At 68.6% G+C, this 20,386-nt stretch carries 20 protein-coding genes; 11 read left to right on the top strand and 9 right to left on the bottom strand.

From position 1 onward, the window contains the following. Positions 1-12 precede the first annotated feature (12 nt). Positions 13-561: a hypothetical protein gene (locus ACQ3HB_RS16920; protein ID WP_430921573.1), complete on the top strand. Its 549-nt coding sequence runs from the start codon at positions 13-15 to the stop codon at positions 559-561. Between the two features lie 9 nt (positions 562-570). On the opposite strand, the gene ACQ3HB_RS16915 is transcribed toward ACQ3HB_RS16920, so the two are convergent. Further along, positions 571-1,152: a TetR/AcrR family transcriptional regulator gene (locus tag ACQ3HB_RS16915; protein WP_430921572.1), complete on the bottom strand. Its 582-nt coding sequence runs from the start codon at positions 1,150-1,152 to the stop codon at positions 571-573. Positions 1,153-1,279: 127 nt separating this feature from the next. On the opposite strand from ACQ3HB_RS16915, the gene ACQ3HB_RS16910 reads away from it, so the two are divergent. The 5 genes from ACQ3HB_RS16910 to ACQ3HB_RS16890 all read left to right on the top strand — a co-directional run bounded on the left by ACQ3HB_RS16910 (position 1,280) and on the right by ACQ3HB_RS16890 (position 6,909). Beyond that, on the top strand, positions 1,280-2,788 hold the full coding sequence (locus ACQ3HB_RS16910; protein ID WP_430921571.1) for an MDR family MFS transporter: 1,509 nt from the start codon (positions 1,280-1,282) through the stop codon (positions 2,786-2,788). A gap of 61 nt (positions 2,789-2,849) precedes the next feature. Then, positions 2,850-3,431, top strand: a complete 582-nt coding sequence (locus ACQ3HB_RS16905) for an NADPH-dependent FMN reductase (protein ID WP_430921569.1) — start codon at positions 2,850-2,852, stop codon at positions 3,429-3,431. A 284-nt stretch (positions 3,432-3,715) separates the two neighbouring features. Beyond that, positions 3,716-4,705, top strand: coding sequence for an iron-siderophore ABC transporter substrate-binding protein (locus ACQ3HB_RS16900; protein ID WP_430921567.1), 990 nt, complete (start codon positions 3,716-3,718; stop codon positions 4,703-4,705). A gap of 121 nt (positions 4,706-4,826) precedes the next feature. Further along, complete coding sequence (locus tag ACQ3HB_RS16895) at positions 4,827-5,717, top strand: phosphatase PAP2 family protein (protein WP_430921565.1); 891 nt, start codon at positions 4,827-4,829, stop codon at positions 5,715-5,717. Continuing rightward, positions 5,692-6,909: a P1 family peptidase gene (locus ACQ3HB_RS16890; RefSeq protein ID WP_430921563.1), complete on the top strand. Its 1,218-nt coding sequence runs from the start codon at positions 5,692-5,694 to the stop codon at positions 6,907-6,909. The genes ACQ3HB_RS16895 and ACQ3HB_RS16890 overlap by 26 nt, the downstream gene beginning before the upstream one ends. Before the next feature lie 53 nt (positions 6,910-6,962). Here ACQ3HB_RS16890 and coaBC read toward each other — a convergent pair whose 3' ends face one another. Continuing rightward, positions 6,963-8,201, bottom strand: coding sequence for a bifunctional phosphopantothenoylcysteine decarboxylase/phosphopantothenate--cysteine ligase CoaBC (gene coaBC, locus ACQ3HB_RS16885; RefSeq protein ID WP_430921561.1), 1,239 nt, complete (start codon positions 8,199-8,201; stop codon positions 6,963-6,965). A 167-nt stretch (positions 8,202-8,368) separates the two neighbouring features. Between coaBC and ACQ3HB_RS16880 the strand changes: the two genes are divergently transcribed. After that, positions 8,369-9,736, top strand: a complete 1,368-nt coding sequence (locus ACQ3HB_RS16880) for an LLM class flavin-dependent oxidoreductase (protein ID WP_430921601.1) — start codon at positions 8,369-8,371, stop codon at positions 9,734-9,736. Here ACQ3HB_RS16880 and ACQ3HB_RS16875 read toward each other — a convergent pair. Genes ACQ3HB_RS16875 through ACQ3HB_RS16865 form a run of 3 tightly spaced genes read right to left on the bottom strand, consistent with a single transcriptional unit; the run spans position 9,733 to position 12,760 of the window. After that, positions 9,733-11,061, bottom strand: coding sequence for an acyl-CoA dehydrogenase family protein (locus tag ACQ3HB_RS16875; protein WP_430921559.1), 1,329 nt, complete (start codon positions 11,059-11,061; stop codon positions 9,733-9,735). The genes ACQ3HB_RS16880 and ACQ3HB_RS16875 overlap by 4 nt on opposite strands. 17 nt (positions 11,062-11,078) lie before the next feature. Further along, positions 11,079-11,678 (bottom strand): methionine ABC transporter permease, encoded by a 600-nt coding sequence (locus ACQ3HB_RS16870; protein WP_430921600.1) that lies wholly within the window; start codon positions 11,676-11,678, stop codon positions 11,079-11,081. Between the two features lie 59 nt (positions 11,679-11,737). Next, on the bottom strand, positions 11,738-12,760 hold the full coding sequence (locus ACQ3HB_RS16865; RefSeq protein WP_430921557.1) for a methionine ABC transporter ATP-binding protein: 1,023 nt from the start codon (positions 12,758-12,760) through the stop codon (positions 11,738-11,740). Positions 12,761-12,962: 202 nt separating this feature from the next. Between ACQ3HB_RS16865 and ACQ3HB_RS16860 the strand changes: the two genes are divergently transcribed. Continuing rightward, positions 12,963-13,910: a MetQ/NlpA family ABC transporter substrate-binding protein gene (locus ACQ3HB_RS16860; RefSeq protein ID WP_430921555.1), complete on the top strand. Its 948-nt coding sequence runs from the start codon at positions 12,963-12,965 to the stop codon at positions 13,908-13,910. Positions 13,911-14,104: 194 nt separating this feature from the next. Next, entirely contained in the window at positions 14,105-15,064 is a 960-nt protein-coding gene (locus ACQ3HB_RS16855; RefSeq protein ID WP_430921554.1) for a LysR family transcriptional regulator, read from the top strand. Here ACQ3HB_RS16855 and ACQ3HB_RS16850 read toward each other — a convergent pair. From ACQ3HB_RS16850 to ACQ3HB_RS16840, 3 genes are all read right to left on the bottom strand, one after another. After that, positions 15,038-16,075: a bile acid:sodium symporter family protein gene (locus ACQ3HB_RS16850; protein WP_430921553.1), complete on the bottom strand. Its 1,038-nt coding sequence runs from the start codon at positions 16,073-16,075 to the stop codon at positions 15,038-15,040. The genes ACQ3HB_RS16855 and ACQ3HB_RS16850 overlap by 27 nt on opposite strands. Positions 16,076-16,177: 102 nt before the next feature. Beyond that, positions 16,178-16,627, bottom strand: a complete 450-nt coding sequence (locus ACQ3HB_RS16845; RefSeq protein WP_430921551.1) for an SRPBCC family protein — start codon at positions 16,625-16,627, stop codon at positions 16,178-16,180. Positions 16,628-16,681: 54 nt separating this feature from the next. Next, positions 16,682-17,410: a hypothetical protein gene (locus ACQ3HB_RS16840; protein ID WP_430921549.1), complete on the bottom strand. Its 729-nt coding sequence runs from the start codon at positions 17,408-17,410 to the stop codon at positions 16,682-16,684. An 80-nt stretch (positions 17,411-17,490) separates the two neighbouring features. Between ACQ3HB_RS16840 and ACQ3HB_RS16835 the strand changes: the two genes are divergently transcribed. Together ACQ3HB_RS16835 and ACQ3HB_RS16830 are read left to right on the top strand one after the other, a co-directional pair. Further along, positions 17,491-18,021 (top strand): PadR family transcriptional regulator, encoded by a 531-nt coding sequence (locus tag ACQ3HB_RS16835; RefSeq protein ID WP_430921548.1) that lies wholly within the window; start codon positions 17,491-17,493, stop codon positions 18,019-18,021. 4 nt (positions 18,022-18,025) lie between these two features. Continuing rightward, on the top strand, positions 18,026-19,510 hold the full coding sequence (locus ACQ3HB_RS16830) for a DHA2 family efflux MFS transporter permease subunit (protein ID WP_430921546.1): 1,485 nt from the start codon (positions 18,026-18,028) through the stop codon (positions 19,508-19,510). Here the strand turns inward: ACQ3HB_RS16830 and ACQ3HB_RS16825 are convergent. Continuing rightward, positions 19,446-20,384 carry an HAD family hydrolase gene (locus ACQ3HB_RS16825; RefSeq protein ID WP_430921544.1) on the bottom strand — a complete coding sequence of 313 codons (939 nt, stop codon included), beginning with the start codon at positions 20,382-20,384 and terminating at the stop codon, positions 19,446-19,448. The two genes, ACQ3HB_RS16830 and ACQ3HB_RS16825, sit on opposite strands and share 65 nt — an antisense overlap. Positions 20,385-20,386 lie beyond the last annotated feature (2 nt).

Raw genomic sequence — 20,386 nt, 5'->3', positions numbered from 1 at the left:
CTGGAGCAACCCATGGGATTCCTCGATCGCCTGCTCGGCCGCGACCTGACGCCGGCCCCAGAGCCCGCCCGATCCGCCGACGAGATCGCTGTTGAGCGGTACGAACGCTTCCTGCGAACCGCGCCCTCCGGGACGATCGAGCGTGCCCACGTGGAAGCGTTCGAGCAACTGACGCCTGATCAGCTCGCAATCCTCTTCGATCGGTTCAGCGCTCACGCCGAAACGCCCGCGGAACGACCGGTCGATGCGAGGCCCGCGACACTCGCGAAAGCCGCGACCGAGGCGGAAGTCACGGAGCCGGGGGTGCTGAAGCGGCTCTTCGGCGACGGGTTCGGCGTGCCCGCCGCGGCGATCGTCGGCACCTCGATCTTCGTGATCCTCGCCGGCTACGTCATCGTGTCGTTGCCCGCGAGCGATGTCACGGGTCAGAGCGATGCCGGCGACGGCGGGACGGACGACGGCGGGACGGACGACGGCGGCGCGGATCGCGGCAGTGCGGACCATGGCGACGACACCCTCGACTTCAGTGGGGACGTCTCCGGGTTCGACTTCGACTTCTGAGTCGGTGCACTACCGGCAGCGGATGCCGTTCTCGAAGGTGCGGATCACGAGCGCTGCCACGCCGTGCCGTGGGACGAGCCCCTCGGCCGCGTCGGCGCAGCCGCGCCCGACGAGCGCCCAGAGCGAGTGCTGGATCCAGCAGGCGCTCACTTCGGTGTCGAAGGCGCCATCGGCCTGACCGCGCTCGATGAGGCGGAGCAGGGGGTCCTCCTCGGTCGGCATCCACACGCCGGTCTCGCTGTAGCTCGCGAGGACGCGCGGGTCGCCGAAGAGGTAGAGGAGGCGATCGCCGACGGCGACCATCGCGGCGACGGCTCGTCGCATGGCATCGATCGGTGGTCCGTCCTCGAGGCCTGCGTCATCGATCGATGCCTGGACGATCTCGAGGGAGTCGGACGTGGTCGCGTGGATGAGGGTTTCGCGGTCGGGGAAGTAACGGTGGAGCGTCGTCCGGCCGACGCCAGCCGCCTCGGCGATCTCCGGCATCGTGGCGGCCCAGTCGTGGGCGAGCGAGCGCGCGGCGGCCTCGAGGATGGCGCTCCGGGTGCGGGACCTGGTCCCGACCGGGTGATCCGCGATGTCGTTGCTCATGCGGCAAGCATAACCACCGCACCAGAAAAGGAGGGGATTGACCTTCTTTGGACGTTCATCTGTCGGTAATGGAACGTTGTCGTTCCGTTGTAGTAGGGTTGAGTTCCCCCGAACGACAGGAACACGCATGGCAGAACGCACCGCCGCACCCACCACCCGGACTGACGACGGTGGCGGTGCGGCTGCGGCGGGCGGAGCGGGCGCAACGCCCGATCACTCGTCACGCAACAATCTCGTCATCGCTCTGCTGCTGACCTCGACCTTCGTCGTCATCCTCAACGAGACGATCATGGGTGTCGCGCTGCCCCGTCTCATGCACGACCTGTCGATCACGGCGAGTGCCGCGCAATGGCTGACGACGGCGTTCCTCCTGACGATGGCCGTCGTCATCCCGATCTCCGGCTTCCTCCTGCAGCGCTTCAACACGCGGCCCGTCTTCCTGACCGCCATGGGTCTCTTCAGTGCCGGGACGCTCATCTCCGCCGCGGCTCCCGGGTTCGGCGTGCTCCTGGTCGGTCGCGTCGTGCAGGCCGGCGGAACGGCGATCATGATGCCGTTGCTCATGACCACGATCCTCACCCTCGTGCCGATCGCCTCGCGCGGCAAGGTCATGGGGAACGTGTCGATCGTCATGTCCGTGGCGCCCGCCATCGGCCCGACGATCTCCGGTCTCATCCTGAGCGTCCTCGAATGGCGCTGGATGTTCTGGCTCGTGCTGCCCATCGCGATCGGCGCGCTCGTGCTCGGCGCGTTCCGCATCCAGAACGTGACGACTCCGCGGAAGATCCCGATCGACGTCCTCTCGGTCGTCCTGTCTGCGTTCGCGTTCGGCGGCCTCGTCTACGGCCTCAGCAGCCTCGGCGAGTCGGCCCACACCGGCCTCGCGGCGCCGATCGTCGCGCTGTCCGTCGGTGCCGTCGCTCTCGTCGTCTTCATCCTCCGACAGCTCGGACTGCAGAAGTTCGACCGTGCGCTGCTCGACCTCCGCACCTTCCTCTCGCGGACGTTCAGCATCTCCGTCGCGATGCTCGCGCTCAGTATGATGACGCTCTTCGGAACGCTCATTCTGCTGCCGATCTACGTGCAGACCGTCCTCGGCTTCGACCCCCTCGCCACCGGCCTCATGCTGCTCCCCGGCGGTCTGCTCATGGGGCTGCTCGCTCCGTTCGTGGGTCGGATCTACGACCGTCGTGGTCCTCGGGTCCTCCTCGTTCCGGGTGCGGTGATCATCAGTGCCGCGTTCTGGACGATGACGACGCTCACCGAGACGACGCCGTTCATCGCCGTCCTCGGGGTCCACATCTTCCTGAGCATCGGTCTCGGACTGACGTTCACGCCGCTGTTCACTGCCGGCCTCGGTTCGGTCCGTTCGGATCTCTACTCGCACGGCAGCGCGATCGTCGGCACGATCCAGCAGTTGGCCGGTGCGGCCGGCACGGCGCTGTTCATCACGATCATGACCTCACAGACGGCGACGCTCGTGGCGACCGGGGCGACCCAGACGGCTGCCGTCGCGGGTGGCATCCACTCCGCGTTCACGTGGGGCGCCGCCATCTCGATGCTCGCGATCGTCGCCGCCTTCTTTATCAAGGCACCCGCCCAGCAGCCCGGCGCTCCCGCCCCCGTGACTCACTAGGCCCGGCCCGCCCGCCGTCCCGCTCCTCGGAGCTTCCGTGAAGCGGGGCTAGGGTCGGAGGATGGGAGACGCAGGAGACGCAGGAGACGCAGGAGACGAGCAGCGCGAGATTCGAGTGCTGCTCGTCAGCGGGAGTGTTCGACAGGGGTCGGTGAATCAGGCGGTCCTCGAGACCGTGGAACGCATCGCTCCTCCGGGAGTGACGGCGGTCGTGTTCGAAGGAATCGGCGAGCTGCCGCATTTCAACCCGGACCTCGACCGCGACCCGCTGCCGGCGTCCGTCGTGGCGCTGCGCGCTGCGATCGCAGCGAGCGACGCGATGCCGTTCAGCACCCCGGAATACGGCGGCATGATGCCAGGAGCGCTCAAGAACCTCCTCGAATGGACGATCGGCGGCGTGGAGACCACGGACAAGCCGACCGGCTGGATCAACCCGTCGACCAATCCGGCCGGGGCGATCGCCACCTACGACGGAATGCGGATCGTCCTCGAGTACACCGGCGTGCGCCTGGTCCCGGAGGCGTGCGTCGCCGCGCCCGTCGACCGATCCGTGATCGATGCAGCGGGCCTCATCACGGACGAGCCTTGGCGTGCGCGGGCCCTCGCTGCGCTCCGTGCGCTCGCTGCTGCCGCTCGGGCCTGACCTGACCATTTCCAGCTCGCGAGGTGTGACGTATGGCGCCTGGAACCCGGGTCGGATGAGTCATCTACGACGCCTCGCGGGCGGCGATGGTGGGGGAGAGGGACGCCATCGAGGACACGGCCCCGATGCTGAGCGCCGAGCCCTCCGTCGGCGGATCTCGTGGCTGGTTTCGTTCGTCGGTGGTCCACACCGCTCCGATCAGTAGGGGGCGATCGAGCCGTGCCCACCAGCCCGCACAGTCGGATATCAGGTTAGGCTATCCTCACCCCAACCGAAGGACGTCCATGAAATTCTCCCGCATCGGATTGGCCGCAGCGGCCGTCGCCATGCTCGCCCTCACCGCCTGCTCCGGCGGCCAGACCTCGGATCCCGCCAGCAGCTCAGGCGCCTCCGTGAGCGGTTCGTTCCCGGCAACGGTCGACACGAAGTTCGGCGAGGTGACCGTGAAGTCGGCGCCCAAGCGGATCGTCGCCCTCGGCTGGGGCGACGCGGAGACCGTGCTCGCCCTCGGCGGCCAGCCCGTCGGCGCATCGGACTGGCTCGCGTTCGGCGGCGACGGCGTCGGACCGTGGGCGAAGGGCCTGTACACGGAATCGCCCAAGCTCATCGACACCTTGAAGCCCTCCTACGAGGCCATCGCTGCGCTCAAGCCCGACCTGATCCTCGACGTCAAGAGTTCGGGCGACGAAGCGCGGTACGAGCGCCTCTCCTCCATCGCTCCCACCATCGGCGTACCGAAGGACGGCGACAGCTACCTCACGAGCATGGACGAGCAGATGACGATGATCTCGACCGCGCTCGGTCAGGCGGACAAGGGCAAGGAACTCCTCGCCGCCGTCGACAAGCAGTACGAGGCGGCGGCCGCCGCCCACCCGGATTGGAAGGGCAAGACCGTCGCAGCGGCGACCCGGACGAGTGAAGGGTGGGGCGCGTACATCGAGGGCAGCGAACGCGTGACGTTCCTCGAGCGCCTCGGCTTCGTCCAGAGCCCGAAGGTCGCGGCGCTCAAGCCCAACGCGTCCGGCTTCTCCGTCGACATCTCCGCGGAGCAGCTCGACCAGCTCGACGCCGACCTCATCGTCGCGTTCCCGATCTTCATCGACACGAAGGAGATCACCGACGACGCCCTCTGGAAGGCGATCCCGGCGGTCGCGGACGGCCGCTCGGTCGTCATCGACGGAGACGTCTCATCGGCGTACTCGCTCGGCACCACACTGGCCGCGAGCTACGCGATCGAGCACGTCGTCCCGCTCATCGAGAAGGCGCTCGGGTAACCGATCATCCGGTCCGCCCGTGCGCGGTCTGGACGGCGACCCGCTCCGGGACCGTTCCGTTCAGGCCGCGCACAGGTGTTCCTGAGCGGCCGCTACTATCGTCGGGATGATGGTGACACGGATGCGTTCGAGACTGCTCGTCTCCGCGGGCTTCACCACCCTGCTCGCGGCGGCGGTCTTCGCCGGCGTCTACTGGATGGGCGTCCTCACCGGCCGCGGCCAGCGTGTCGAGAACCGTGCGCTCGAGTCGTCGACCTATGCGTCGCAGTGGCGCGGGCTCCTCGACCTCGTCACGGTGCCGGACCTCGCGATCGCCCTCGTCGGGGTGCTCCTCATCGCGCTCGTGCAGCGGGATCTCCGTAATGTCCTCAGAGCGTTCCTCGCGATCGGCATCGCCAACGTCGCCGCCCAGGCGCTCAAGCACGAGCTCCTCGTCCGGCCGGACCTGGCCGCCTTGGACGCGCGGAACACCTTCCCGTCCGGGCACGCCGTCGCGTTCGCCTCGGTGCTCTTCGTCCTCGTGATCGTCGTGCCGCCGCGCGTGCGGACGGCGACGGCGGTCATCGCGTCGATCATCGTGAGCGTGGTCGCCTTCCAACTGCTCGGCTTCGGCTGGCACCGGCTGAGCGACGTCATCGGCGGGGTCATGATCGTGCTCGCGGCCGTCGGATTCGTGCACCTCGTCGTGCCGCCGCGCCGGACAGACGTGCGATGGCGCCCGCCGTCCGCGTTCACCGTGCTCGCGATCGGACTCGTCATCGTGCTCGCCGTCGTCGCTGCCGGGCTGCTCGTCGTGGCCGCGGTCGTGCGCGGAGATGCGGAGCCCGCCCTCCTGCTCCTCGCGACGCAGCTCGCGGCCATCGCCTCGGTCGTCCTGAGCGCGTGGCTCGTGTGCCGCGTGGCGCCGGTGCGCGTCCGTGGACCCCGCGGGTCGAAATACGACGGCCGGGACGACACGGGCAGGACGATGCCCGTAGCGTTGCAGCATGACGTCCGAGGCACAGCAGGCTGACCGCTCGAGCGATGGAGGCACCGATCGAAGTACCGATCGCACCGATCGAAGCACCGCGCATCACACGGGGACCGCGTTCGATTGGCGTCTCGGCGGAGAGGGCGGCGGACGCCCAGGCCCGAATAACGACCTGTCGGACGTTGCAGGGCTGCGCGTCGGGCACGCATCACGGGTCGGGGACGGCTGGCTGAGCGGATCCACGGTCGTGCTCGCCGACGTCGACCTGCGAGCGGCCGTCGACGTGCGCGGCGGAGGCGCGGCGACCCGCGAGACCGATGCGCTGCACGTGACGGGCGTCGTCGACGCCATCCAGGCCGTGTACCTCGGCGGTGGATCCGCCTACGGGCTCGATGCAGCGGGCGGAGTGATGCGTGAGCTCGAATCGCACGACCGGGGATTCCGCGTCGGCGCCGGCCCGGGACGGGTCGTGCCGATCGTGCCTGCGGCGACCCTGTTCGACCTCGGACGCGGCGGCGACTTCACGGCGAGACCCGACGCGGCGCTCGGAGCCGAAGCGGCTCGGGCGGCCCTCGCCGCGTCGTCGGGCGATCGGGTGCGCCAAGGCTCCGTCGGCGCCGGAACGGGTGCGATCACCGGGGAGATGCGGGGCGGCATCGGCTCCGCGAGCGTCGTCCTGCCGGGCGGAGTCACCGTCGCGGCGCTCGTCGCGGTCAACGCCGACGGCTCGACGCTCGATCCGCGGACGGGCGTGCCCCTCGCCATCGGCCGAGAGCTCCTCCTCCCCGACGGCAGCGGCGAGTTCGGCTTCACGGCCCCCGATCCGTCCGCGGTCCGCCGGGCGCGAGATCGCCTCGAGGCCGCGGCCCGTGCGCGGCCGGCGCTGCGTCCGCTCAACACGACGCTCGCGATCGTCGCGACGGACGCACCGCTCGATCGCGCACAGCTCTGGAAGCTCGCGGGGACGAGCCACGACGGCATCGCCCGCGCGGTCCGGCCGGTCCACACGCTCGGCGACGGCGACCTCGTCTTCGCGCTGTCGACGGCGCGCGGCGGCTGGCCGGAGTCCGACCCGGCGCTCCTCGAGTCGCATCGGAGGAACGATCAGGTGAACCGCATCCTGACCGCGGGAGCCGACGTCGTCGCACGCGCGATCGTGCACGCCGTCCTCGCGGCCGAGTCGGTCGAGACCCCGGCAGGCAGCGTGCCCGCCTACCGGGACCTGTACGCGTGAGCTGAGCTGAGCTGAGCTGCGCTGAGCTGCGCTGCGCCCAGCTCGCGAAGCCGTCAGAGACGAGTCGTCAGGACCGCGTCCCACAGGGCGTCTGCGACGACGCGTTTGCTGCCGGACGATTCGGCGATGACGGCGTCGTCCGAGCCGATGATGACGAGCGTGTTGTCGAGCGTCTCGAAGCCCGCGTCCCAGCCGACCGCGTTGAGGGCGAGGAGGTCCACGCCTTTGCGTGCCCGCTTCCGTCGGCCCCGTTCGAGGAGTTCCTCGTGGCTCGAACTCGTCTCCGCCGCGAACCCGACGATCGTTTGGCCGACGCGCCGCGCGGCGACGAGCCCCGCGAGGATGTCCGGGTTCGCCACGAGCTCGATCGTCAGCCGATCGCCAACGACGTCCTTCGTCAGCTTGCCGTCCGAGACGGTGACCGGACGGTAATCGGCGACGGCGGCGGCCATCACGATGACATCGGCCTCGTCCTCGAGCGTGTTCACCTCCGCAGCGAGTTCTGCAGCCGTGCCGACCGACCGGACGTGCACGGGCGTCGACGAGGGGAGCGCAGCGAGGACGTCGGCGGACACGTTCGCGGCGACGAGGGTGACGTGTGCACCGCGGGCGGCGGCCGCGGCGGCGACGGCGACACCCTGCCGACCGCTCGAACGGTTGCCGAGGAAGCGGACGGGGTCGATCGGTTCGCGTGTGCCTCCGGCGCTCACGACGACGCGGAGGCCCGCGAGGTCCTGCGGTGCTGTGCCGTCCTGAGGGGAGGTACCGGTGTCGAGGAGCCCCAGCCCGAACGCGACGATGTCGGCGGGCTCCGTCATCCGGCCGGGCCCTTCGTCGCCGCCCGTCAGCGCACCGCTCTCCGGTCCGACGACGTGCACGCCGCGGCGACGCAGGGTCGCGACATTGTCGACGGTGGAGGGATGCAGCCACATCTCCGTGTGCATCGCGGGGGCGAGGACCACGGGCGCCTTCGTGGCGAGGAGCGTTGTACCGAGGAGGTCATCGGCGAGTCCCGCGGCGAACTTCGCGATGAAGTTCGCGGTCGTCGGGGCGATGATGATCAGCTCCGCCTCCTGACCGAGTGCCACGTGCCTGACGCGGGCGACGTCATCGTGCACCGAGGTCGTCACGGCGTTTCGGCTCGCGGCCTCCCACGTGGGCGTCCCGACGAAGCGCAGGGCGGACTCGGTCGGGATGACCGTGACGTCGTGGCCCGCCGTGACCAGTTGGCGGACGATGGTGACGGACTTGTAGGCGGCGATGCCACCGGTGACTCCCACGATGATCTTCACGCCCCCATGCTGTCACAGCGGGTGCCCGTGCAGTCGCTCGTGACGATTCCGGGGCTGCCGTCGCACCTAGAATCGGAGGGTCCGCGTCGACGAACCCTGGAGGACAGCGCACGGTGACGAAGCCAACACACAGCGAACCGAAGCAGCTCATCGTGAATCTATTCGAGATGAACACGGTGAGCCACATCACCCACGGGCTGTGGACGCTGCCGGAGAACAACCGGCAACGGTTCAACGACATCGAGTACTGGACCCAGCTCGCCCAGATCCTCGAAGACGGCGGCGTCGACGGCATCTTCCTCGCCGACGTCGTCGGTGCCTACGACACCTTCCGGGGCAACGCCGACACGGCCATCCGTGAGGGCCTGCAGATCCCGAGCAACGATCCGCTCCTCGTCATCCCAGCGATGGCGGCCGTCACGAAGGGCCTCGGCTTCGGCGTCACCTTCTCGACGACGTACGAACCGCCGTTCGCGTTCGCGCGCCGCATGAGCACGCTCGACCACCTCACGAAGGGGCGCGTCGGCTGGAACGTCGTCACGTCCTATCTGCCCAACGCCGCCCGCAACTTCGGGCTCGAGGGCGAGATGCCGAAGGAACGACGCTACGAGCTGGCCGACGAGTTCCTCGACGTGGTGTACAAGCTGTGGGAGGGCTCGTGGGACGACGACGCGGTGATCCGCGATGCCGTGAACGGCGTGTACACGGACCCTGCGAAGGTGCGCGCTATCGACCACATCGGTGAGCACTTCCGCGTCGCCGGTCCGCACCTGAGCGAGCCGTCGCCGCAGCGGACCCCCGTCATCTACCAGGCCACGGGGTCGCCTGAAGGCATCGAGTTCGCCGGCCGCCACGCGGAGATCGTGTTCACGGGCGGCAAGACGGCCGCCGATTTCCGGGCGAACGCCGAGGGGATGCGCGATGCCGCGGAGCGTCACGGACGTGGGCGGGACGACGTGCGGTTCGTCATCCAGGCCGGAGTCGTCGTCGGGCGAACCGAGGAGGAGGCGGCCGACAAGCTGCGCCTCTACCGGGAACGCACGAGTGTCGAGGGGATGCTCGCCCACGCCGGCGTCCCGTGGGACATCCCGTCCTACCCGAAGGACACGCTCATGTCGCAGGTCGCCGAGGCCGAGGGGGCCGTCGGGCACCCGTTCTTCCGCGGCTTCGCGGAGGGCACCACGGTCGGTGAGGCGCTCGTGAAGATCCGCGACGGACGTTCGGAGCGATTCTTCGTCGCCGGCACGCCGAAGGTCGTCGCCGACGAGATCGAACGCTGGCTCGACGAGGACGGCATCGACGGCATCAACCTGCGCCAGTACCACTCGTACGACACCGTGCGCGACTTCGTCGAGCTCGTGGTTCCGGAGCTGCGCCGTCGTGGTCGCATCCGTGACGGGTACGTCCCCGGCGAGACGCTGCGCGAACGGCTCTTCGGCGCCGGTCGCAGCAGGCTGCCGGAGACGCACACGGCCGCACGGTACCGCGGCGGCCGGAACCTCGACGTTCCCGTGGAGCCCCTGCGGTTCGGTTAGTCGGCGGGCTGCGCCGACTCGTCGGTGGGCCGCGCCGTCTCCTCGGTGGGCTGCGCCGTCTCCTCGACGGACTGCGCCTGTGCGGGCGCGTGCAGCCGGGTGATCGGCGGCGTCCCGTTCAGGTGGTAGTCGCCGATGGCGCGCTCGCGCAGGATGGCCGGATTGTGCGACGAGATCGTGCGCGCGTTCCGCCAGAGCCGATCGAGCTGTCGTCCCGTCGTCACGGCGGACGCCCCGCCGACCTCGAACAGGTCGCTCGTCGCGGAGAGCACGAGGTCGATGACGACCTGCTGCGCTTCGTAGACGCCGATGAGGGACGCCTGGTACGCGGCCTCGTCCGTCTCGTCCCTGCGGCGGTGCGTGTCCGTGCGCTCAAGGCCGCGCACGGCGGCGAGGACCGTGGCATCGACCGCGAACCGCAGACTCGACACCTTCCCGACGACGCGCTGCACGAGCGGATCCTCCCTGGGCGAGGAGAGCCCGGGGACGCCGAAGGTCCGTGTGCGGGGGCGGACGAAGTCGATCGCCTCCCGCTCGGCCGCTCGTCCGATCCCCGCCAGCGCCGCGAGCAGGATGAGCTGGTACAGGCCCGCGATGTAGGCGTGCGGACGGACGGCGTCGTTCACGCTCGACGGCAGGATCTCCGCCGGATCGATCTCGACGTCCTCGAAGACCGTCGTCCCGCTCCCCGTCAGCCGTTGCCCGAATCCGTCCCAGTCGTCGATGCGGGAGACTCCGGCCGCCGTCGCGGACACGGCGAGGGCGACGAGCTCGCCCTCGTGGTGCGCCATGGACCAGATCCAGTCCGCGTAGAGGGTGCCCGTGGAATAGAACTTCCGGCCGTTGAGGAGGAGCCGTCCGTCCCGTTCGGTGATCGCGGTCGACGGATTCGTGGCTTCGCCGAGTTCGGCTTGCGCGTTGCCGAAGAGGATGTCCCGGTCGGCGATGCGACGGAACCAGCGGTCTCGACGCTCCGTCTTCGGGAGGGCGAGTTGCGTCTCGACGAACGCCACGTGTCCGCGGAGGAGCTGCGGAAGATTGGAGTCCGCGGCCCCCAGTTCGATGAGCAGCACGAAGAGTTCCTCGAGGCTCAGCCCGAACCCGCCGAACTCCGTCGGGATGCGCAGGGCGCCGAATCCCGCCGCCTTGAGCGCATGAACGGCGTCGAAGGGGAGGTCCCGGTCCGTCTCGCGTCGGACGGCCGTCTCGGCGATGTCGGCGAAGATCGGCCGGAAGAGCGCTGCGACGTCGTCGAAGCCGTGTGCAGCTGGGCCACTTGTCTCAGAGCCTTCAGCGGCGAGCCTGGTGGTGGTGGGGATGGTCATGGTGTGGTGCTCCTGATCTAGTAGCGGAGGACGCGGCGGGACACGCGGTTGCCGATGAACTGCACGAGCTGCACGATGATGACGATCACGGCGGTCGCCACGAGAGTGACATCCCACCGGAACACGTTGTACCCGTTGACGAGGGCGAAGTCGCCGAGGCCGCGCCCGCCGATGACCCCGGCGAGGGCCGACATGTCGACGATGCCGATGACGACGAAGGTGTAGCCGAGCACGAGCGGGCCGAGCGCCTCGGGGATGAGGACCGTGAGGATGATCCGGAGCGGGCGGGCTCCGGCGGCCCGAACGGCTTCGATGACGCCGGGATCGATGCTCACGAGGTTCTGCTCCACGATGCGCCCGATGTAGAACGTGGCTGCGACGATCATGACGAAGATCGCCGCGTTCGTCCCGATGTGGGTTCCGACGACCGCTCGGGTGACGGGGAGGAGGGCGGAGATGAGGATGATGAACGGGATCGGCCGGACGATGTTCACGAACAGGTTGAGGCCGGCGAACACGAACCGGTTCTGGAGAAGGCCGTTCGGGCGGCTCGTATACAGCGCGAGCCCCAGCAGCATGCCGAGAATCCCGCTGACGAGCAGCGTGACGGACACCATGTAGAGGGTGATCCAGAGGTTCGCCAGGAGTTTGGGGAGCAGGATGTCCCAACCGGTGTTCACGCGGCGACCTCCTCGACGCTCGTGACCGATCTGAGCGCGGCCACTCCGCGGTCGACGGCTGCCGTGTCGCCCGTGAGCGAGAGGGTCAGGCTTCCGAACTCACGGTCCTGCAACGAGTCGATGCCGCCGAAGGCGAGGGTCACCCCCACGCCGATCTCCTTCAGGTGGGCCAGCTGCTCGCTCAGGGTCGCGATGTCGTCGACGTCGACGATGACGACCCTGCCCGGGTGGTTGCGGCGGATGCGGGCGAGGTCCTCCTCGCTCGGACGGGTTCGGACGACGGTCTGCAGGAATCGCCTGGCGGTCGCCGTCTTCGACTCGGCGAACACGTCGTAGGTCGAGCCGAGCTCGACGACGCGGCCCTCGTCGAGCACTGCGACGCGGTCGGCGATCTCACGGATGACGTCCATCTCATGCGTGATCACGACGATCGTGACGCCGAGCTCGCGATTCGTCTTCGTGAGGAGGCGGAGGACGTCCTGCGTCGTCTCCGGGTCGAGGGCGCTCGTGGCCTCATCGGCAAGGAGCACGCTGGGGGAGACGGCGAGGGCCCGCGCGATGCCGACCCGCTGCTTCTGGCCACCGGAGAGCTGCTCCGGGTAGTCGTGCGCTCGGTCGAGGAGTCCGACGAAGTCGAGCAACTGGGCGACGCGCGCCTTCCGTTTCGCTTTCGGCCAGCCGGCCACCCGGAGCGGGAACTCGACGTTGCCGGCGATCGTGCGTGACCGCAACAGGTTGAACTGCTGGAAGATCATGCCGATGGTGCCACGAACGGGTGGAAGCTGTCGTTCGCTGAGCGCGGTGATCTCCACGTCGCCGACGCGGATGGTGCCGCTCGTCGCGCGTTCCAGTCCGTTGATGAGCCGCACGAGGGTGCTCTTGCCGGCTCCGGAGTAGCCGATGATCCCGAAGATCTCGCCGGCCTCGATGGCCAGGTCGACGTCGTCCACCGCCGTGATCGTCGTATTCCCGGAGGGGAATGTCTTCGACACTCCTTGGAATTCGATGATCGATGCCATGGTCCGCCTCTCGTCCTGCTCGCTCCGGTCGGAGTCGACTCCCGACGATAGGCGGCAGGAAGGACCGGTTTCCGGGCGCTCGGGAACATTTCGTAACCCGGTGTCACTCGGCTTCACACGATTCGTCCGGCGCATGCCCGGCCGCCACCATGGGGCACTCACCCGCCGATCGCCGATCGAGCCCAGACTCGAAAGAGGAACCATGTCGAACGACTCCCCAGCACCCGTCCTGCCAGAGAAGGCCCGCACGGGCAGACGAGGACTCGTCATCGGGATCGCCGTCGCGGTCGTCGTCGTCATCGTCGCGGCGGTCCTCATCATCCCGAACCTGTTCAAGGGCACGAGCGACGATGCGGCTGCCGCCGGCAAGCCCGTGACCGTGAAGCTCGGTGTGGTGGACGCGGGCAAGAGCTTCTGGGACATCGTCGTCAAGCGCGCGAAGGAGGACGGCATCAACCTGGAGATCGTCTCGTTCAGCGACTACACGACGCCGAACCCGGCGCTCACCAACGGTGACATCGACATCAACAAGTTCCAGCACGTGCGCTACCTCGCGCAATACGACGCATCGCAGCGCGAGGACCTCGTGCCGATCGGTGCGAGCGAGATCTACCCGATCGGCTTCTACTCGAAGAAATGGACGTCCGTCGCGGACATCCCGCAGGGCGCGGAAGTGACGCTCAGCAACAACCCCGCGAACCAGGTGCGTCCGCTGCTCGCCCTCGAGGCGGCCGGGCTCGTCACGCTCAAGGGCGACCCGGGGTGGAACGCGACGCTCGACGACGTCGACTACACGAAGTCCCGCATCGGCACGATCACCCCGATCGACCCGACGCAGACCGCCGCCTCGCTCGACAGCGTCGACATCGCGTTCGTCGACTCGAACTTCGCCCAGGCCGCCGGTCTCACGGTTGAGCAGAAGATCTACGAAGAGGATGCGGATCGCGACGACCTCGGCCAGTACATCAACATCTTCGCCGTCCGGGCGAAGGACGCAGACAACGCCGCGCTCACGAAGATCGTCGAGATCTACCAGTCGGATGAGGTCAAGAAGGCCATCCAGGCCGAGGACGGCTTCGAGGGCATCTTCAAGGACACCTCGGTGAAGGAACTGAACAGCATCCTGGAGCAGCAGAAGAAGCAGTTCTAGCGCCCGGCCGACACGCAGCAGCGCGGTCGACGGTCGCGGTGCTCAGCACGCGCACACCCGCCGAGGTGAGGCTTCCGGTTGCCCTGGGGGCGCGAAAACGACCGGAAGCCTCACCTCGGCGGCGAGGAAGTGAGGCTGAAGGGCGCACACGGGGCGCACACCGTACGCTGTCGGAAGACGAAACGAGGCGCACCGTGATCGACCCCGAACTGCTGGAGACCTTCCTCGTGGTCGCACGCACGGACGGCTTCAGCAGCGCGGCTCGGGAACTGGGCCTCCGGCAGTCGACCGTGAGCGGACACATCATGCGCCTGGAAGGACAGATCGGAAAGCGACTGTTCGACCGGGACCCGCACCGCGTCGAGCTGACCCCTGACGGCCAAGCGCTCGTCGGGTTCGCGCGCACGATCCTCGACGCGCTCGCCGCAGCCGAGGGCTACTTCGAGAGTCCGGACACGACGCAGGTGACCGGAAGCGTCCGCTTCGGAGCGTCCGAGGACCTCGTCGCGGAGGACCTCCCGCACCTGCTGCTGGAGTTCCGCAGGGCACATCCGCGTGTCGACCTCGAACTCCGGGTCGGTCTCAGCGAGACCCTCCTTGAACAGGTGCGCACGAACCACCTCGACCTCGTCTTCATCAAGCGGAGGCCGGGGGAGCAGCACGGAACCCTCGTCTTCGACGACGAGCTCGTGTGGGCGGGGCGCCCGGACGACGAGCAGGAGCAGGCGCAGGCGCAGCAGCAGTCGGCGGCGGCGACGGGACCGCGCGCACCGGAGCACGCACCGGAGCGCGCACCGGACACGAGCGCACCCGTCAACATCGTCACCTACCCGCTGCCGAGCCTCACGAGGCAGGCGGCACTCGCAGCCCTCGACGCGGCGTCCCTCGGCTACCGGATCACCTGCGTGACCGACAACCTCCTCGGGCTCCGAGCCGCAGCCCTCGCCGGCCTCGGGAACATCGTCCACGCCCGATCGCTCCTGCCGTCAGGGCTCGTCGAACGCACCGATCTGCCGTCACCCGGCCGAACGGAGTTCGTGCTCGTCACGAGACCGGGACCCGCCTCGCAGGCCACGGCGGCGCTGTCGAGACTCATCCTCGAGAATCGTGACCGCATCGGCCATGGCTCACGGGCGTGGAGTGCCAACGGCTGAGGTGGCGTCCGCCGCATCGGAGTCGACCTCCTCGCCCTCCAGCGCGGCCGTCCGCTTCGCCATCCGACCCGCGAGCACCGCGCAGACGATGAGCTGGATCTGGTGGAACAGCATCAACGGGACGATCGCCATGCCGAGCCCGGCGGCGCTGAACAGGACACCCGCCATCGGCAGACCGGCTGCGAGACTCTTCTTCGATCCGCAGAACAGCAGCACGATGCGGTCCGCCCGCTCCAGCCGGATGAGCTTGCCCAGCAGCACCGAGATCCCGAGGACGGCCGCGAGGACCACGATGCACAACACGCCGGTGAGGACGATCGATGCGGGTGGGAGGGCGTTCCAGACGTCGTCGCGCATCGCCTCACTGAACGCGGCGTAGACGACGACGAGGATCGAGCCGCGTTCGACGAGCTTGAGGACGACCTTCCGGCGTGACATCCAGCCGGCGAGCCACCGGTGCGCGATCTGCCCGGCCACGTACGGAGCGAGGAGTTGCAGGGCGATCGACACGATCGAGGACCCGTTGAGGGCGAGGCCGTGGCCGGTTCCGAGGACGAGGACGGCGAGCACGGGCGTCACGATGACGCCGAGGGTGTTCGATAGGGATGCGGCGACCACGGCCCCAGGCACGTTGCCGCCGGCGATCGAGGTGAACGCGATCGACGATTGCACGGTCGACGGCAGGAGGCACACGAACACGAGGCCACCGAGGAGCGCAGCGGGGAGGACGTTCTGCAGCGTGAACAGCAGCACGAGGCCGATGAGCGGGAACACGAGATACGTGACCGAGACGACCGACGCCTGCAGGCGCCAGGAGCGGAGGCCGTGCATCGTGTCGGCGAAGGAGAGGCGTGCGCCGTAGAGGAAGAACAGCGCGCCGATGAGGATCGTCGTCGTCCAGTCGGTGACGGGGACGGCGATCCCGCGCGCCGGGAGGAAGGAGGCGATGACGACGGTTGCGAGGATCGACAGGACGAAGCCGTCGATCGGCAGGCGGCGGAGGAGAGTCACCCGACGACGGTAGGACGATGCGGCGGCCATCGGCTACCGCGTCGACGCGTTCACGATGATCACGCTCCGTGATGGTAGCCCCACCCGAGGCGAGCGGCCTGCTCAGCGCTCGGCGATCGCCTTCAGGGCCGCGAGCGCAGGCGGCCACATCTCCTGGAACATCTCGGTGAACTCGTCGATCGAGTCCACTTCGACGGTCACGGTCGTGATGCCGTCGTGCTCGCGGAAGGAGTAGTTCTCGTGGCAGCCGATGAGCTTCTCGGCGAATTCGCTCGTCGTGTCGTCGACGCCGTCCTCGATCTGGCCCGTGTACTCGATCGACACGAATTCGTTCGGCCGGTTCGCGACGATCTTCCCGAGCATGCCGCTCTCCGGTCCTTCGTCCTCCGCACCGACGAATCGGATCTCGTCGCCGAGGTTCCAGCCGCCCGTGTAGCGGGAGCCCTCGTGGAAGGCGCCCGTCCATTCGCGGTAGGTCTCCTGATCGAGCATGGTCGACCAGACGCGGTCGGCGGGGGCGTTGATGTCGACGGTGAACTGCAACGTGTCCATGCCCGGCAGGGTACCTCCGCCGCTGCGCCGGGGACAAGGGGGATTCGGGCCGGTTCAGCGCCAGGGCGACTGCACGGCGAGCTCCACGACGATCCGCTTGTCGTCTCCTGGGTTCGTCCGGTCGTACCAGATGCGGGTCTCCTGCCCGTTGACGACGGGATCCTCGGCACGGATCAGCACGGGCCGCTGCACCCAGCGCTGAACGCCCTGCGGATCGGTGAAAGTGAAGGTCACGTTCGTGAGGATGCGGTTGCTCTCGTGGAAGACCGTGTAGCCCCTGTCGCTCACGGTGGCCGTCGTCGGGACGCCCGTGCGCATGATGTCGGCCTCGCGGCGTTTCGCTGTGGAACGACGACGGCTCGCCCAGACGCCGAAGCCGAGGAAGAGGACGGCGAGGGCGATGCAGGCGATGGCGATGACCGTGAGGAGGTACGGCTGCCCGACGCCGCGCGCCGCGAGCGCCACGCCGATGCCGCCGCCCAGCCAGAACGCGCTCCACCCGAAGAAGATGCCGAGTTCCGGCCGCTTCATGATGATCCCCATCCAGAGGATCGAGCCGATGATCGCGACCGGGAGGCCGCCGATCACTCCGACGAGCGATGAGGCGGCCGGCTCGAAGGTGTCCTCGCCCTCGAACATCGTCGCTCCGAAGAGGCTCAGCCACCCGTAGCCCATGCCGAGGCCGCCGGCGAACTGGAGGACGAGTGCGATGACGACGCGCGCGTTGCCCGGGCGACGGTTGCGACGGGCCAACCGGACGGCCACGGGATCGATCGTGCTCATGGCAACACCCTATCGAGCGGGTGCCGTTCGTGTACCGATTCACTCTTGTTATGGTGACCCACCATATGTCATAGTGACCTATGGTCACTGAGATCTTCATTCTGAGCGTGCTCCGATCCGGGCCCGTTCACGGCTACGAGCTGAAGCGTCGTGTCGCTCGGCCGCTCGTCGCACCCATGAGCAACAACACCCTCTACTCGGCGTTGCGTCGGTTGGAAGCGGAAGACGCCGTCACCCACGTGGTCGAACTCCAGGAGGGAAAACCGGCTCGGAAGGTCTACACGATCACTGATCGTGGGCTCGAGCTCCTGCATGAACGCGTTTCGGTGCTGCCGGCGACGCTCGCCAGGGATACCGAGGAGTTCCTCGTTCGGGTGAGCTTCTTCGGCGAGCTGACGCCGGAGCAACGCGCCGGAGTGTGCGATGCGAGGCGCCGGGTGCTCGACACCGCCGAGGCCCAACTGCGGCACGTTATCGACGAGAGCGCGATCGTCCCGGAGCGTGCGTGGCGGAACCTCGCGATGCGTCGGGTGCTGGACGACGTCGAACGCGAACTCGGATGGCTCGACGAGCTGGGTGGGCACGTCGACGAGGAATCGCCGGCGATGTGATGTGATGGCCTCCGCAACAGCTGCCTCCTCCGCAGGACCGGGCGCAATTCGCACCCTCGCGGGACTGGGACTGCTCGCAGGGCCCCTGCTGAGCATGATCGATTCGTCGATCGTGAACGTCGCGGTGCCCGACATCGGTCGAGAGCTCCACGCCGGTGTCGGCGAGGTGCAGTGGATCGTCAGCGGGTATCTGCTGTCGCTCGGGATCACGCTCTCCGCTACGGCATTCCTCGCCCGCCGGTTCGGCACGCTCCGCGTGTACCGGGTGAGCCTCGTGTCGTTCCTCATCGCCTCTGCCGGTTGCGCCCTCGCAGCGACGATGTCATGGCTCATCGTGTTCCGCGTCGCACAGGGGATCGCAGGCGCCCCGCTCATCCCACTCGCCCTCAGCATCCTGCTTGGGGGCCGCGGCGTCGGGGCCTCCGGCAGGATGCCGATCTCTGCGGCGCTCGTCCTGTTCGCGGCGCCGGCGCTCGGACCGTCCCTCGGAGGGCTCCTGATCGGTGCGGGCGGCTGGCGATGGATTTTCCTGATCAACATCCCTATCGGCCTCGTCGGGTGCCTCCTCACGGCCAGGCTGCCGAAGGACCTCGGACACCGTTCCGACCGAGCGGCACGGCTGGACGTCGTCGGCCTCCTGTTCCTCGCAACTGGCGTCGCCTCCGTGCTGTTCGGCGCGGCGACGGGCGCGGCGGACGGGTGGGGAGGCGGCGTCCCCGTGGCGGGCGTGCTCGTTGGCACGGTCTTCCTGGGCGGCTACGCGATCCGGTCGCGGCGGAGCGACCACCCGGTCCTCGACCTCCGTGTCCTGCGAGGACGCAACGGCCTGCTCGTCATCGTGCTCCAGACCGTGTGTTCCATCGTCGCGTTCGCGACCCTGTTCATCGTTCCCGTCTTCACCCAGGGCGTTCAGGGGCACAGCGCGTTCGCGACGGGCATCGCGCTCCTGCCCCCGGGCATCGTGATCGGTGTCGGGACGATCGTCGGGCAACGCCTCGCAGCCCGACTGCCGCTCGTGGTGCTCGTCGCGGGAGGCTTCGGTGTGCTCGCCGTGGCGAGCATCGCGCTCCTCCTGCTCCGGCCCGACACCCCGCTCTGGCAGACGGCGCTGCTCCTCACCGGTCGCGCGGTCGCGATCGGGCTCGTCACCGCGCCATTGCTCCGGACGATGCTGGCGCCGCTCGCCGACGACGAGCTCGCCGACGGCAATACCGTGTTCACCATCACGCAACGCATCGGGGGAGCGCTCGGGGTGAGCGTCTTCGCCTCCCTCCTCGTCACCACCGGTGGGGAGGCCGCCGTCATGGCGTCGTTCCGTCTGGTCGGCGGGGTGCTTGTGGCGCTCGCGCTCGTGGCAGCGCTCGGAGCGCTCTTCCTGCGATCCGAGGAGCCTCGGCCCGGCTCACGACGCGGTCATGAGGCGGTCACGACCCCTCGTCGGCGGATCGGAACACCGTCGCCCAGTCGTCGCGGACGCTCACGACGGTGATGCCCTGCCCGGCTGCGCCCGAGAGCGCCCGCTCAGCGCCCGCGTCGTAGGGAGCATCGCCTCGTCCGCCGTCGTCGTCGTGGTGGATGAGCAGGCTGAGACTGCGGGGATGCGTCTGGGGATAGCGCAGCATCGGCACGTCGCCGTTCGAGTTGCCCGCGGCGAGGATCGGTCGTCTGCCCGTCCTCGTCCAGATGCGCACGGGCTTCTCCGGTCCGTCGTTCATGAAGTCGAATGACGTCCCGTACTGCACCTGGTTCGCGTCCTGGTCGTAGTGCAGCCCGAGGGCGGAACCGATCACGCGCTCCGCAGGGATCCCGTAGTACTCGGCCGTCATGGGGCGCATGAAGTCGCGGTCCCCGCCCGACACGATGTAACAGGTGAAGCCGTGCCGTTCGAGGTACCGGAGGAGTTCGAACATCGGTTGGTAGACGGCGTAGCGGTAGGAGCGGCCGATCGTGGGGTGTACGGCGTCGCGATAGAACGCCACGACGGACGCCTCGTAGTCCTCGACGCTCATGTCCGCCGTCGTCCCGACGATCGCGCCGATCATCGTGTGGAGGTCGGAATCGTCGCCCACGTAGTGCTTCTCCACGGCGCCGCCCAACCACGACAGGTCACCCGTCGACGCCGCGAGGTACGGCTGCTTCGCGGCGAGCGAGGGGTCGGCCTTCGCCGCAGCCGCCCACTGCTCCACGATGTAGTGCAGTTGCGTCGGCATCGGTTTCTCGGTCCACAGCGTGCCGTCGTTGTCGAAGACTGCCACGCGGTCGCGGAACGCGACCGCTTCGGGGCCCTCGGTGACCGCCGCCACGAAGTCGATGATCGCCTGCCTGGTCGGGGTCTCCCGCCAGGACGCCAGTTCGGTGCTCATGA

This window comes from Plantibacter lichenum, from assembly GCF_050587525.1.
Lineage (GTDB): Bacteria > Actinomycetota > Actinomycetes > Actinomycetales > Microbacteriaceae > Plantibacter.
The sequence above is the reverse complement of the archived record's forward strand: the minus strand, read 5'-3'. Positions and strand labels throughout refer to the sequence as shown.

What these genes read in the sequence shown, in the direction of transcription:
- ACQ3HB_RS16920 (WP_430921573.1), top strand. Translation starts at nt 13, where the DNA reads ATGGGATTCCTCGATCGCCTGCTCGGCCGCGACCTGACGCCGGCCCCA.
- ACQ3HB_RS16915 (WP_430921572.1), bottom strand. Translation starts at nt 1,152, where the DNA reads ATGAGCAACGACATCGCGGATCACCCGGTCGGGACCAGGTCCCGCACC.
- ACQ3HB_RS16910 (WP_430921571.1), top strand. Translation starts at nt 1,280, where the DNA reads ATGGCAGAACGCACCGCCGCACCCACCACCCGGACTGACGACGGTGGC.
- ACQ3HB_RS16905 (WP_430921569.1), top strand. Translation starts at nt 2,850, where the DNA reads ATGGGAGACGCAGGAGACGCAGGAGACGCAGGAGACGAGCAGCGCGAG.
- ACQ3HB_RS16900 (WP_430921567.1), top strand. Translation starts at nt 3,716, where the DNA reads ATGAAATTCTCCCGCATCGGATTGGCCGCAGCGGCCGTCGCCATGCTC.
- ACQ3HB_RS16895 (WP_430921565.1), top strand. Translation starts at nt 4,827, where the DNA reads ATGCGTTCGAGACTGCTCGTCTCCGCGGGCTTCACCACCCTGCTCGCG.
- ACQ3HB_RS16890 (WP_430921563.1), top strand. Translation starts at nt 5,692, where the DNA reads ATGACGTCCGAGGCACAGCAGGCTGACCGCTCGAGCGATGGAGGCACC.
- ACQ3HB_RS16880 (WP_430921601.1), top strand. Translation starts at nt 8,369, where the DNA reads ATGAACACGGTGAGCCACATCACCCACGGGCTGTGGACGCTGCCGGAG.
- ACQ3HB_RS16875 (WP_430921559.1), bottom strand. Translation starts at nt 11,061, where the DNA reads ATGACCATCCCCACCACCACCAGGCTCGCCGCTGAAGGCTCTGAGACA.
- ACQ3HB_RS16870 (WP_430921600.1), bottom strand. Translation starts at nt 11,678, where the DNA reads ATGGTGTCCGTCACGCTGCTCGTCAGCGGGATTCTCGGCATGCTGCTG.
- ACQ3HB_RS16865 (WP_430921557.1), bottom strand. Translation starts at nt 12,760, where the DNA reads ATGGCATCGATCATCGAATTCCAAGGAGTGTCGAAGACATTCCCCTCC.
- ACQ3HB_RS16860 (WP_430921555.1), top strand. Translation starts at nt 12,963, where the DNA reads ATGTCGAACGACTCCCCAGCACCCGTCCTGCCAGAGAAGGCCCGCACG.
- ACQ3HB_RS16845 (WP_430921551.1), bottom strand. Translation starts at nt 16,627, where the DNA reads ATGGACACGTTGCAGTTCACCGTCGACATCAACGCCCCCGCCGACCGC.
- ACQ3HB_RS16840 (WP_430921549.1), bottom strand. Translation starts at nt 17,410, where the DNA reads ATGAGCACGATCGATCCCGTGGCCGTCCGGTTGGCCCGTCGCAACCGT.
- ACQ3HB_RS16835 (WP_430921548.1), top strand. Translation starts at nt 17,491, where the DNA reads ATGGTCACTGAGATCTTCATTCTGAGCGTGCTCCGATCCGGGCCCGTT.
- ACQ3HB_RS16830 (WP_430921546.1), top strand. Translation starts at nt 18,026, where the DNA reads ATGGCCTCCGCAACAGCTGCCTCCTCCGCAGGACCGGGCGCAATTCGC.
- ACQ3HB_RS16825 (WP_430921544.1), bottom strand. Translation starts at nt 20,384, where the DNA reads ATGAGCACCGAACTGGCGTCCTGGCGGGAGACCCCGACCAGGCAGGCG.